9 protein-coding genes are annotated in these 12,317 nt (G+C 56.1%); 2 read left to right on the forward strand and 7 right to left on the reverse strand.

Features of this window, described 5'->3' with window-relative positions; genetic code table 11:
- Together RMSM_RS05745 and RMSM_RS05750 are read right to left on the reverse strand one after the other, a co-directional pair.
- On the reverse strand, positions 1-1,896 hold a 1,896-nt coding region (locus RMSM_RS05745), incomplete at its 3' end, for an efflux RND transporter permease subunit (RefSeq protein WP_008692860.1).
- Positions 1,897-2,017: 121 nt separating this feature from the next.
- Positions 2,018-3,355, reverse strand: a complete 1,338-nt coding sequence (locus tag RMSM_RS05750; RefSeq protein ID WP_052031507.1) for an efflux RND transporter periplasmic adaptor subunit — start codon at positions 3,353-3,355, stop codon at positions 2,018-2,020.
- Positions 3,356-3,708: 353 nt separating this feature from the next.
- On the opposite strand from RMSM_RS05750, the gene RMSM_RS05760 reads away from it, so the two are divergent.
- The gene (locus RMSM_RS05760; protein ID WP_236622020.1) at positions 3,709-5,490 is read left to right on the forward strand and encodes a TolC family protein; all 1,782 of its coding nucleotides are present in this window, start codon (positions 3,709-3,711) and stop codon (positions 5,488-5,490) included.
- Between the two features lie 342 nt (positions 5,491-5,832).
- Here the strand turns inward: RMSM_RS05760 and RMSM_RS05765 are convergent, their stop codons facing one another.
- The 5 genes from RMSM_RS05765 to RMSM_RS05785 all read right to left on the reverse strand — a co-directional run bounded on the left by RMSM_RS05765 (position 5,833) and on the right by RMSM_RS05785 (position 10,789).
- The gene (locus RMSM_RS05765) at positions 5,833-6,165 is read right to left on the reverse strand and encodes a tetratricopeptide repeat protein (RefSeq protein WP_008692864.1); all 333 of its coding nucleotides are present in this window, start codon (positions 6,163-6,165) and stop codon (positions 5,833-5,835) included.
- A gap of 175 nt (positions 6,166-6,340) precedes the next feature.
- Positions 6,341-7,096, reverse strand: coding sequence for an SGNH/GDSL hydrolase family protein (locus RMSM_RS05770; protein ID WP_040764277.1), 756 nt, complete (start codon positions 7,094-7,096; stop codon positions 6,341-6,343).
- A gap of 50 nt (positions 7,097-7,146) precedes the next feature.
- Positions 7,147-7,992 carry a hypothetical protein gene (locus RMSM_RS05775; RefSeq protein ID WP_236622021.1) on the reverse strand — a complete coding sequence of 282 codons (846 nt, stop codon included), beginning with the start codon at positions 7,990-7,992 and terminating at the stop codon, positions 7,147-7,149.
- 33 nt (positions 7,993-8,025) lie between these two features.
- Positions 8,026-9,069: a hypothetical protein gene (locus RMSM_RS05780; protein WP_144057401.1), complete on the reverse strand. Its 1,044-nt coding sequence runs from the start codon at positions 9,067-9,069 to the stop codon at positions 8,026-8,028.
- A gap of 412 nt (positions 9,070-9,481) precedes the next feature.
- Entirely contained in the window at positions 9,482-10,789 is a 1,308-nt protein-coding gene (locus RMSM_RS05785) for a hypothetical protein (protein WP_008692869.1), read from the reverse strand.
- A 155-nt stretch (positions 10,790-10,944) separates the two neighbouring features.
- On the opposite strand from RMSM_RS05785, the gene RMSM_RS05790 reads away from it, so the two are divergent.
- Positions 10,945-12,243, forward strand: a complete 1,299-nt coding sequence (locus tag RMSM_RS05790; RefSeq protein ID WP_008692874.1) for a putative sugar nucleotidyl transferase — start codon at positions 10,945-10,947, stop codon at positions 12,241-12,243.
- Positions 12,244-12,317: the final 74 nt, after the last annotated feature.

Below are 12,317 nucleotides of genomic sequence, written 5' to 3' on the forward strand. Positions count from 1 at the left end.
GATGATATATGCGGTATCGGGCCCTGAATTCGAACTGAGTACCGTCGAGAACCCTGCCCCCTTTCCAACCGGCAACCCGATATTGGAAATCAGCGTTTCAATCTGTTCTTCGGGAATCGTTTGCTTGATCGATTCTTCGATGCGAGCAACCAACGCTTCGGTTTCATCCAGTGCAGTGCCTGGCAGCGTCTTGAGGCGAATTTCGAATGATCCTGCATCCACCGCTGGGAACAACTCGGTTCCGATCGACGGCAGCAACAGGAACGTCGCTCCCACGCCGATGACGATCACTAACGACGTTAGTGCAGGCACCTTCATCGCCATCCCAAGCAAACGACCGTACAAACCATGCGGCTTGTCCTCGTCCTCGTCGCTGGACGAATCGCGATTGCGGTCACGTACGCTATTGCGAACCAACGTCGCACAGAACGCCGGGACCACGGTCAAAGCCAAAACATAAGACGCTCCGATTGTGAACGTCGCAGCCAACGAAAGCGGAGTGAACAAGTACTTGATCATGCCGGTCAAGAAGACCGCTGGTAAAAACACGGCTAGCGTTGTCACGGTACCGGCCAGAATCGCTCCGGAAACTTCATCGGTGCCTTCGCGAGCCGCCTTCATCGCCGATTTGCCCATCCGTTGATGCCGGATCACGTTTTCCACCACCACGATCCCTGCATCGACCACCGTTCCGATCGCCAGGGCAATCCCGCCAAGCGTCATCACGTTAATCGTTTGACCGGTGAAGGCGAATCCGAGTGCTCCAATCAAAATCGCGAGCAGAATCGTGGTGACGATGATCAGCGTCGGCACGATTCGTCGTAGGAAAACAAACACCACGACGGCAACCAACAGCGCACCTAACCCGACTTGTGTCATCAAGTTTGACATCGCGTTTCGAATGTAGCTGGATTGATCCGAAACCAAGGTGACTTCGGTCGCCTCGGGAATATCGCCGCGTTCTTTCATCTTGGGAATTTCCGCCGCGATCCCCTCATAGATGCGGTCGACCACCGCGATCGTGTTTTCCCCCGGCTCACGTAGCAGCGGACAATAGACGCTGCGTTTTCCGTTAACGCGAACGATGTTGTATTGCAGTGCCGCATCGTCGACGACGCGAGCCACATCGCGGATAAAGACAGGACGACCGTCGCGAACCGAAATCGGGATCGCTTCGATCTCTTCGGTCGTTGGCAACGTGTTCCGTGGTTGCACCTGATAATCGGTGCCGCCCATTCGCGCGGTTCCCGCAGCGAGAACCAAGTTGGATTTCTTCATCGCTTCGACCACATCGATCGCGCTGACGTGATATGCCATCAGTTTCGCGGGATCGACGTAGACCATCATTTGACGGAATTTGCCACCGAACGGATGAGGGATCTGGACGCCTTTTAGTCCTCCCATTTTGTTACGCACGGCATAATAGCCGATCGTATACAGTTCCGATTCGCTTAAGCCTTCGCCCGCGATTGCCGCCAATACAACGGGCAAGTTGGCCGGCTCGCTACGCAGAGTGAACGGCCATTCGATCCCGGGTGGCAAGTGAAACATATCACTCGCTTCGAGGTTTACGATGTCATTCATCGCCGAACTGGGATCAGCACCTGGCTGAAAAAAGACCTTGATGACCGCTGCCCCGGGGACGGTGCGTGATTCTTGGTGTTCGATCTTGCCCGCCAACGTCAATGCACGCTCGACCCGCGAGCTGACCGACTTTTCCATGTCCAAGGTGGGTAACCCTGGGTAGGAAAAGAAGCTAACGACGACCGGTTTCTTAAAGTCGGGAAGAATGTCGATCGTGATCCCTGGAATCACGGCCGCGCCTAAAACGCACAACGCAATCGTGGCCGCTAAAACAGCAAACCGGTTTTTCAGGGAAAAGTTAGTTAAACCCATGGAGCGAAATCTCAAGTGATAAAGCGGGCGGAGCGTCCGACGTCTCGACGCCCTATTGAATGGTCGGTGCAGAAAAAAGAACGCAGACGCTGGAGACGCATCGGCACGAGGAAATGCAAACTCAGTTCGCGAGCACGCTTACTTTTTGGCCGTTGGTGAATCGGCTCAAGTGAGCATCGATCACGCGTTGCCCCGCTTCGACCCCCGAGAGCACTTCGATCGAATTGCCATCGTCCATTCCCATCGTGATCGGAGCGATCGAAACCGTTTCGTCTTGCCCGACAACGTACACGTAGGCGTTGCCCGACTCTTCAAATCGAATCGCGCGAGCGGGCAACATGTTGGCGGCGGCTTTGGTGGCAAGATGAATCGAGGCTTGGCCGAACATGCCGGGCAATAATTTGCCATCGGGATTGGCGATTTCGGCTTCGACCATCATCGTGCGAGTGCTGGGGTCAAGGCTGCCCGAGCGACGCGTGACAGAAGCGGTGATGGGGGCTTCGGCCGTGAACGAAGGAAAGGTCAACGTGACTTCGTCGCCTGGGTTGACAAGCGATGCGTCGGACTCAGGCACAGGAATGCGAACGCGAACCTTGTCGATTTGGCTAAGCACAAACAACGGTTTGCCGCTGCCGACCTCACTTGATTCGCGAACCAGATCGCCGGGCTGGACAAAGCGGTCGGTGATCACGCCCGCGAACGGAGCTCGGATGACCGCGTAGGACAACAGCACATCGAGTTCATCGAGTTGTCGACGCGTAATTTCAGTTTCCGCGCGAGCCGCGTCCCTATCCGCTTTAGCGGAAGCCACTTGCGACTGAGCCACCGCGACTTCGGCTTCGGCCGATTGCACCGACGACGTGACCGCTTCTTTGCTGGCCAATTCCGAGTCGCGTTTGAGTCGCACTTCGTCAAGCATGCGATTTTGCAGCGATCCACGCTGGACCAAATCTTCGGTGCGGTTGAACTCGGCCGACGACGCAGCCAAGGAAGCTTCGGCGCTGCTGAGTTTTGATTTCGCCTCGGCTAACTGAGCTTCGGACGCTCGCACCCGGGCACTGGCCAAATCGATGCCAGCTTGTGCCCGCTGCTCCTCTGCTACCAATCGCTGGATTCTTGCTTCGATCACCTCGCGTTGCTTCTGCATCTCAGGCACGTCAATTGTCGCCAACTCGGCCCCCGCTTCGACGTAGTCGCCGATATCGGCTTTGAGCTCTCTGACAAATCCCGAGATTTTGGCTCGCAATTCGGCTCGATAGTAGGCGTGCACCGATGCGGGTTGTAGCGTCGTGCGTTGCACCTCGGTGGGAGCAACGGCGACGGTTTTGACCGGGGTCACACGGAGAGCTGCCGCGTTCTTCTTGGCAACCGACTCAGGATCAGGCGAACAGCCCGCCAAGCCAATCAAAACGCCCAAGACGCTTACCCGAGCAAAACAACGGTTCAGACGGTGGTTCATTAAGTTTCTCGTATTCGATTCGATGCACTCCCACGCGAGTGTCACCGGGTCAGATTCATTAAAAATTGGCCGTTTGCCCCCTCAGTTGACAAGTCGTATTTCGCGTAATCGTTACGACCGGTACCAGCGAACGAGCTTCGCCGAGGCAATCTTTCATCATAGTTCGCACAACGCGTGTTTTCGATGGTGGCGAACTTGGATTTCCGTGGTTCAACGCGGTCATCCGTCATTATCTGCACTCTCGTTTGCCGAAGCACTTCCCATGTGACCGTTGTGTTTGGAGTAACAAGCACAACGCGAAGGCGAATACGGCTACGGACTTAGCGAACAAGGAGGGCAGGATGCCCCGACTGATGATTACTCTTGGCCTGATGGGGCTGACGGGTTGTGCAGGCAACCAGTATTTAACGCAGAATCCAACGCCAACTCGTCTTAATCGTGCTGTCGCTACCGTCGCCCCAACCGCCAAAACGTTCGATACACGATCGGCTAAATCCGTTCCCGCCGTCGCTGACGAAGTTCTTCCGGTCAATCACCAAAAAGTCTCGGTAAAGCCATCAGGGGGTGAAGATCCGTCGCGACAGGGAACGTTGACGATCGACGGACGTCAATACGAGCTCAAACTCGTCGATTCAACTCCGAAGCCGAACGAGATCACCACCGCTGATTTGTCATTGACGGCGTTTGAAGAGGACGGCGTGATCCATAACGTGCCTGTCGAACCAGCCACCCCGATGGCGTTGTCCGTGAATGAGGATGTTCAATATTTCGAAGGAGCGATCCCGCAAGGCGACATTGTCAGCCAACCGATGGCAGCGGCGCACGCTTCGATCGATCTAAATTTGCCATCGGCGCTTGCCATGGTCGGTGGCCAGCACCCCGCAGTGGGGTTCGCCCAATGGCGTGTCCAGGAAGCCTACGCTCAGCTGGCTCGCGCCGAAGTGCTGTGGTTGCCTACGATCCAAGCCGGATTCAGCTTCCATCGGCACGACGGAAATTACCAGGCCAGCGATGGAACCATCGTCGACGTCAATCGCAACTCGTTCCAATACGGACTCGGTGCCGGAGCCACCGGTGCGGGCACGACAAACCGGCCTGGATTGGTCGCTCAGTTTCATCTGGCCGATGCGATCTTTTTGCCCGAAATTGCCGAGCGGACGGTGTCGGCTCGAAACCATGCCGCCGCCGCAGTGCTGAACGATCAACTGCGGTCCGCCGCAGTCGCCTACATCGAATTGGTCAACGCCTACCAGGACGCCAGCATTTTGGAGTCGTCCCATCAACGCACTGCCGAGCTGTTCAAAATCACCAGCGACTTTTCCAAGGCAGGGGAAGGGCTGCAAGCCGATACCGATCGAATTGGCACCGAGCTTGCCATGGTCGACAACCGCATGATCGGAGCTCGCGAACGGATCGCCGTAGCCTCGGCTCGCTTGGCTCAAACGCTCAGTCTTGACGGAGACACTCCGATCCAACCAATGGACGTGACCGCGGTGCCGATCGAATTGGTCTCGTTGGAAATGGACAAGGCGTCGCTGATCAGCACGGGACTGCATTCGCGTCCCGAACTGAAAGAATCCAAGTCGCTGGTGGCTGCGGCCTGCGAAGCTTATCGACGTGAAAAGTACGCTCCGTTTGTCCCCAGTGTCTTGCTCGGATTCAGCACCGGCGGTTTTGGTGGCGGGCTTGGCAATCACTTGGACAATGTCGACGGTCGCTACGATTTGGACGCCGTGATGACGTGGGAAGTCCGCAATCTGGGGTTCGGCGAACGGGCCGCCCGTCGCGAATCGTCGGCTCGCGTTCAACAAGCAAGATTCGAGAAATTGCGAGTGATGGATCAAGTCGCTCGCGAAATCTCGGAAGCCTATTCGCAAATTCAATTCCGTCGCGATTCAATCGCGGTCACTCAGCAAGCGATTCAATCGGCCGAAGACTCCTACAAACGCAACCTCGAACGAATCCGAGATGGTCAAGGTTTGCCGCTGGAAGTGTTACAGTCGGTTCAGGCACTTGAAACCGCTCGCCGAGCGTACTTGCAAGCGATCGTCGATCACAACCAAGCTCAATTCCAATTGCAATGGGCACTTGGTTGGCCGGTGACCGCGCCGGCGACCGTGGCGTCAGGAATGTAGAGGCATCGCGATGCCATTCCGGACCCTTTACTTTTGGGCTTGGCGGCTCGCCTTTCTAAAGGCTAAATCCGCAGTCACCTTGCCCTCGACGACGAGACTGCTGATTTAGTTAGCCGTTTTGGCGCTAGCCACGGTTTCGTCAGCATCCAACCGGGGCTAGCGCCCAAACGGCTAACTTTAGCGGTGGAGAGCTGGCAGAAAAGCCAGCGCCACCGTTAACCACGACTGCACCACGATTTAGAAACTATGTCTCGCGACGCGAACGCTCGTAATCGGTATAGGGGCGGTGCTGGGTCCAAAAGTCTTCGCGACTTTCGCTACACAAGGGTTACCGCGACTACACTAGCCCTGCAACATGCGTGCTTTGGCCATCGCGTCTTCGGCCTTGGTGATGTACTGCTGCTCTTGAGTTCCCGCCCACGCGCGTTGGTAGGTGACGCTCAGCGCGGTGAAGTTGAACGGATCTTCGGGCTCCAATTCGCAAGCTTTTTCGGCGTGCTGGATCGCCAAATCGTGCTGGCCTGTTTTCGTGTAAACACGAGCCTGCGCCAGGTGAGCCAAGACGAAGGTTCCGTCTTCGTTGATGATTTCGGTCAAGCCTGCGATGGCTTCCTCGAACTTTTCATCGTCGATCAGCTTTTCGACTTCGTTGTACTTTTGGTGGATGTCCGACATATTTGAATTCCTGGTAAGTGTTCTGGTAGGCGGAGCGAAAGCCACGAGAACATTCGACCGCGAGGGGCGGTTTTACCAGTTTTTTGGACTTGCGCCACCTCGGGGAACCCAGCGGAATTCGCCGCCCCCTGATTCAGGGCGGCCAGTGAGGATGTGAAATCTCGCGACAGGCGACTCAGGCTTGCTGGAACACTTCCAACCATTTTTCAGCCATCAACGCATGCCCGGCGAGTGTCGGGTGGACTCCATCGGCAGCCCAATACTGTGGCGGGGCCGAATCCACCGCTTCGTCAAACATCGTTTGAAACGGCACAAAATCGAGCTTCATTTTTTCGGCCAACTTTTTCGCGACCGCGCGACGCTCGTCGAATTCAGGGAACCATTTGTCGTTGATCGCGCCACATCGCAACACGAACGGTTCGCAGATCAGAATGCGAGTCTTCGGCAGCGCCGCCTGCGTCTGCTGCAGCAGCGCCTCGTACCCCGATTCATAATCTGCAACGGTGCCGTCGTAGCGGCCGTTCAACTTGTGCCAAATGTCGTTCACGCCGATCAGGATGCTGAGCACGTCGGGCTTCAGATCGATGCAGTCCTTTTGCCAACGAGCCGCCAAATCGGGAACCTTATGACCGCTGATCCCACGATTGTGGATGGTCAGTTTGGATTCGGGATGAGCACTCAAAAGGTCACCCGCGATCAATACCGGGTAACCGTTACCTAGACCGCGTGCATTGTTTGTGGATTGGTTTTTCCGGTCGCGTCCGGCGTCGGTGATCGAGTCGCCTTGGAACAAGATCGTGGTGTTTTCGGGTAGTGACTTGGTCGATTCAGCTGCCAACAACGTCCGTGGTGACGCAGTCATCAGGGCACCGGCGCCTGCGGCGGCCAGCGTAGCACGCATCAAATCACGACGACCTAGTTTTGTATTCATGGTGTGAACTCGAAGGAAGGAATCAAGCGGGGAAAGGTCCGAGAGGGACATTATTGTAACTGCTGCGAGAGCATCCGTCCGTTAGCATGGCCTGCGATCACGGCGGCGTAATAAATCGGCAGCGAATAGTTGGGAACAAAATTGCCCAACGCGCCGCCCACATACGTGCCATACGCTGGATACAGGATCCGGTTCGCTTCGATCATCGCCGGTACGTCCTGTGTCTGTTCCAAATAAGCGAACACGTCTTGCGATGCCAGGGTTTCGTGCCACAGCGGAACAAACAAGTAGGCGGCAGCATACGTTCCTTGATAGGTTCGACGTGTGAAATCCTTGGCATGGGCCGCTTCGTGCAGAGCAACCGCAGGAATGTCGCTGTACAGATGAATCGTTTGGGTGAACGGATTGAAATGATCCCCCCCGATGATTCGGCCAGGCAAGATCGTTTCTCCCGCCACCGACAAAGTCCCCAGCGTGTAACGCCAAGGCCAAGCCACCGTCTTGTTTTGCGTTAGCCGTTTCCAATCTTTCAGCGGTGCGTACTGGTTCACACGCACTTTCACATGCGGCAGATTGTTTTGCTCGAGATAGTCGGCCGTCGCCAAGATCGTCTCTTCAGAGATTTTGTGCCGATCGACGCGGCGGTCCCAAAGCAAAATTTTGTCAGGAATCCCCACGACCCAGCCGATCCCGTCAATCACCGGTTGCGGTTGGCCAATTTCGAATTGAGGATCGTTGTTTTGCACCAATTCGGGAGCAATCTGTTGGCTTGCGACCGGGATCGGAATCGGCGCCAATACGCGGCAACCAGCAAGGAGAACCGAACAGACGGCGACGGCCAAGAAGCAAACGCAACGAAGTCCGCGCAGAACCTTGGTGGGTGAAGAAGAATCCATCAAATCCCATTCATCAAAAGAAGCAAACACGTGCTAGCGTTTTTCGGCGTCACCGCGAGGCGTCCATTTGGCAATCACCCCCGTCTCGGCGACCTGCACTCGCCCTTTGCATCGCATTTCGTCCCCTTCGGATCGCAACCGTACGTGCACGATCACTTCGTCACTTTGCGGTTCGACGTCTTGCCAGATCACGGGAACATGGAACCCGCTCAGCGGACGCGAACGGATCAGCTCGGAAACCTCTTCCGCTGAAAATTCCCAGCGGCCGATCTTGGCTTCGGACGGCTCACGTGCCGGGTCCAAAATCACGATCGACATTTCCGCATCAATCTCAAAATCTTCGAGATTGACGGTCTTACCGTAGTGATCCAGCGCGTTGATAACGAGGTACAAACCGTCAACATCGTGGTCGTTGTCGGATTGGTGCCCGCCCGACAACCCGGTGTGCAACTGGAGCGTCTCAGGGGCCGATATCTCTTCCTGTGTCGCTTCTGCCGCATCGGGCAAAATGATTTGGCCCGGCGGTTTGGGTTGCCCTTTTCCATTGGACGACGGTGGCGGCAAGATTTCTCCGGGTTCGATCGGCGCTACTTCGGTGTCGGATTTCCCAGGCGGCTCGGGCACACCGATCGGCGGTGGCAACACTCGTGGCGCCGGATCGACCAACGGTTGTTCCCGGTTGTCGCCGCTACGTTTGGATTCATTTGGACGGGGCACATCACTGCGAGGCGCATCCATGCCACCTGGCTCGTCCGTGAATGGATTGTTTAATCGGTCCATCGGAACGGCTTGGCCTGGATCGATCAGCGAATCGCCAAAGTCCTGTTCCAGATCAAACGAATCGATCGACTCGGGCACCCCGTATAGGGGGCCACTGGACATCGGATCAGGACTTGGGATCGGCGGTCCGTAGTCGGATTGCGATTTGCTGCGATGATGACGAGATTCGGCCGTCCCCGCAGAACCCCGGCTTTTTATCCGTTCAAGTTCGTCTCGCAATTTGCGATTTTCGTAGTCCGCTTCATACAGTTGGTCTTCGAGGATTCGAACTTCGTTGGCAATTCGTTGCTGATACAAATCCTTGTGCGCTCGACCTTGACACCCTGAAAAAATTGCCGTCGCTGCGAGCGAGAAAACCATTGCACAAACGAAATAGGCTGGATTGGAGCGACCAATCGCAGCAAGATTTTTTCGTTTGGGCAGCGGGGCAAATCACAGTGTCGCCAGACTTCTTTGGATCGAATTTTGAGTGGGCAGTTGGCGTGGCGGAGCAGCACACCATCACGGCGCACTCCCACCACAAAACTCGATTAACAGGCAGACGGCTTTCAGGTCAACGTCGGTTTCACGGCGCCGTCCGCCCAAAGCAGCCGGAGGAGGGCTGAACCGAACGAAACGACAGCGAATTGATTGCATTGCAAACGGGCGGATGGAAACAACGCCCCGAGAACAACGACCGAATGGGGAGGAAAGCGATTGAGGCCGTGGATCACTTCTCGTTGCGCGAGAACGACTCGACGTCGTAATCGCGTTCTAGCAGCCGTTTGCGAGCAGTTTGGTGAGCTGCTTCTCGTTCGCTCTCGTCGCCAAATCCAATGCTATCGTCTCGATAAATCAATGTGGGATCTGCCTGGATATCGGCGAACCCCGCCGAGCGTGGATCGATTTGATGACGGTACAGCAGCATGGTCATGGCGACATCACACACCTGGGTGCGAATCTTGGTTTTTCGCGATGGGATCAGTCGCCACACATGCGCAGTTCGCTTATCCGCAAGCCGTGACTCCAACAGCGAGTTCAATTCGAGTTCGCTGTCGGCAAACCCCGGATGGGATGCGCTCAGCACACAGGCCGCCAAGATTGCCGTGGTTTGCCAGGGGGCTGGCGAATGGGGATCTTCCAAGATGCGACGGCACAGCTGCATCGCTAGCGAATCGCATCGGTAACGCATGGCGATCCGCAATTGATCGCACACGCTACCTAATTCGCGGTGTCGGAGCAGCCATTTGTGAATCAGCCGCCGAATCAATTCGTCCTCTTCGTCGTCCCCCAGACAGGGCCCCATTCCCGAATGGGCCAATGACATCATCAACCGCGATGACGGGTACGCTGTTGCCACGGGATCCAGGATCGAATCGGCAAACAAGACGAGTGCCCAGCGATCAAGATCGTGATTGGCAGCGGGATAACGCGACTCGCTTGCTCCGGCAGCCCCCAATCGCGTCGTCACGGCGGCATTCTGCTGGCGAATCAGATGTTCTATTTGTCGCTGATGGCCGAGATACAGTCGTGCGTAAAATTGGCGACTCGCGGTGTCATCCCCAACCAGTTCGGAAAACGCTCGCCAGCCCACCAAATCGACCTCATTGGGATCAATCTTGGGATTCAGCAGTTGCTGAAATTGGGCATCCACCGCCGCTTGGTCAATCTGCTGCAATAGTCGAAACGATTGGACTCGGACCTCTAGCGACGGGTGATTCAGCCCACGTCGCAGATGCTCTTGTACGGCGAAACGTTGCTGCAGAGGGTGATTGGTGTTAGTGGCAGCGTCGAGCAATCGCAGCGCCGCATTTTGGCGAGTCGCGAAACTTTCCGCATCGAGTCCTTGGAACATCGAGTGAATCGCGGATGGTTCGGTGACCGAGTTGTTTTCCGCGGCAATAGCGGGTCCCGCGCCGGCAATCAGCCCTAAAATCGCTTGGCAAGACAGCGGCGCGAGGATTCGCCGACGACGAGCCCCGTTTCGCTCAGGGATCTCGCTTGCAAGTGGCGGCAGAAGGGTGGAATCGACAACCATGCCTCCACGTTAATTCGCCACGACCAGAACACGCATTTTTTCGAGGCGAAGTGGGGGCAGAGACAGCAAGGGGGTTTCGGTTAAACTCTACGACCGGCACATTTAGAACCGATTGTCTGCCGGCCCCCCCGCGTTCCTTCTTGTCGAAATCAACCATGCATATCATTTGTTTTGAAGATGCTCGCGTTCACCAACTCGTTCCGATCATCCAAGCACGCCCGGCCTACGCGGTGACGTGTGCAAGTTTGCGGTTGGTCGATCGATTGAAACAGCTGGTCGCCGGCCCGCTGCAGGGCAGTTCGCTATCGGGTTCGGTACGGTCGTATTTGACGTTGATCCAAAAATTGGACTATGAACTTGAATCGGCCGAACAGGCATTGGGTGGAGCAAAGTGGCCTAGCGATGACGATGGGGTATTGATCGTCAACGCGCGGCTGGTCCCACGCGTAGCGTTGGACGACGTGCTTGTGACCCTCGGCGGCGAAACCGCGTCGTGCTGCGTCGTCGACGCCGAAGACGGATCGGTGCTGATCGCCCGCTGGACCGCAGCAGACTTGGCAGCAAAGCAAGCGGAATACGCCACCGATTCTCGGCAAAGCGTCGTCGAATTTCTGACCGAACAATCGTTGTCACTTCCCAAACGATCGGCCGAAGCGTCCGCGTTTCATTGGCCGCACGACGTTGTGGCATGGCACATGAAAGAGATGCGAGAATCGATCGAGTGGCGAATCGCTCACGGCGACTACAAACAAACAAACGATGGTGTGTTCGTGGGCGAAGGCGTCTCGGTAGGCCAATACGCGGCGATCAACACCGACGATGGCCCGATCCTGCTAGAGAACAACGTCAAAGTGGGACCGTTCTGTTACCTCGAAGGCCCGCTGTATGCCGGCCAGGGAACTCGTGTCATCGAACACTCGGCCATCAAGGACGGCGTCTCGCTTGGCCATACCGTCAAAATTGGCGGCGAAGTCGAAGCCTCGGTGATCGAACCCTACACCAATAAACAGCATCATGGTTTTCTAGGGCACAGCTATCTCGGCAGCTGGATCAATCTCGGTGCGGGCACCTGTAATAGCGATTTAAAGAATACCTATGGCACCATCAATATCGAGTACGGCGAAACCAAGATCGCCACCGGGATGCAGTTCCTCGGTTGTTTCATCGGCGACTACTCAAAATCGGCGATCAACACCAGTATTTTTACCGGCAAAGTGATCGGGGTGTGCAGCATGTTGTACGGTTTCGTCACCTCCAATGTCCCCAGCTTCGTCAACTACGCTCGTCTGTTTGGCCAAACCGCATTGCTGCCCGCCGATGTCATGATCAGCACGCAAGCCCGTATGTTCGCGCGACGTAACGTGACGCAGCGTGAATGCGACAAGCAATTGATTTTGGACATGTACGCTCAATCCGAAGCCGAACGCGAAGCCACCGACCAGTACACCTTGTAAGTTTGTTTGTAAGATTGTTTTGTCACTTCACTTAGCCGGTTCGCACTAAGTAAACCGGCGGCGTTAGCCCAATG

Origin of the sequence: Rhodopirellula maiorica SM1 (genome assembly GCF_000346295.1) — a bacterium.
GTDB classification, from domain to species: Bacteria; Planctomycetota; Planctomycetia; order Pirellulales; family Pirellulaceae; genus Novipirellula; species Novipirellula maiorica.

Coding starts and splice junctions, on each gene's coding strand:
- RMSM_RS05750 (WP_052031507.1), bottom strand. CDS start 3,355: ATGAACCACCGTCTGAACCGTTGTTTTGCTCGGGTAAGCGTCTTGGGC.
- RMSM_RS05760 (WP_236622020.1), top strand. CDS start 3,709: ATGATTACTCTTGGCCTGATGGGGCTGACGGGTTGTGCAGGCAACCAG.
- RMSM_RS05765 (WP_008692864.1), bottom strand. CDS start 6,165: ATGTCGGACATCCACCAAAAGTACAACGAAGTCGAAAAGCTGATCGAC.
- RMSM_RS05770 (WP_040764277.1), bottom strand. CDS start 7,096: ATGAATACAAAACTAGGTCGTCGTGATTTGATGCGTGCTACGCTGGCC.
- RMSM_RS05775 (WP_236622021.1), bottom strand. CDS start 7,992: ATGGATTCTTCTTCACCCACCAAGGTTCTGCGCGGACTTCGTTGCGTT.
- RMSM_RS05785 (WP_008692869.1), bottom strand. CDS start 10,789: ATGGTTGTCGATTCCACCCTTCTGCCGCCACTTGCAAGCGAGATCCCT.
- RMSM_RS05790 (WP_008692874.1), top strand. CDS start 10,945: ATGCATATCATTTGTTTTGAAGATGCTCGCGTTCACCAACTCGTTCCG.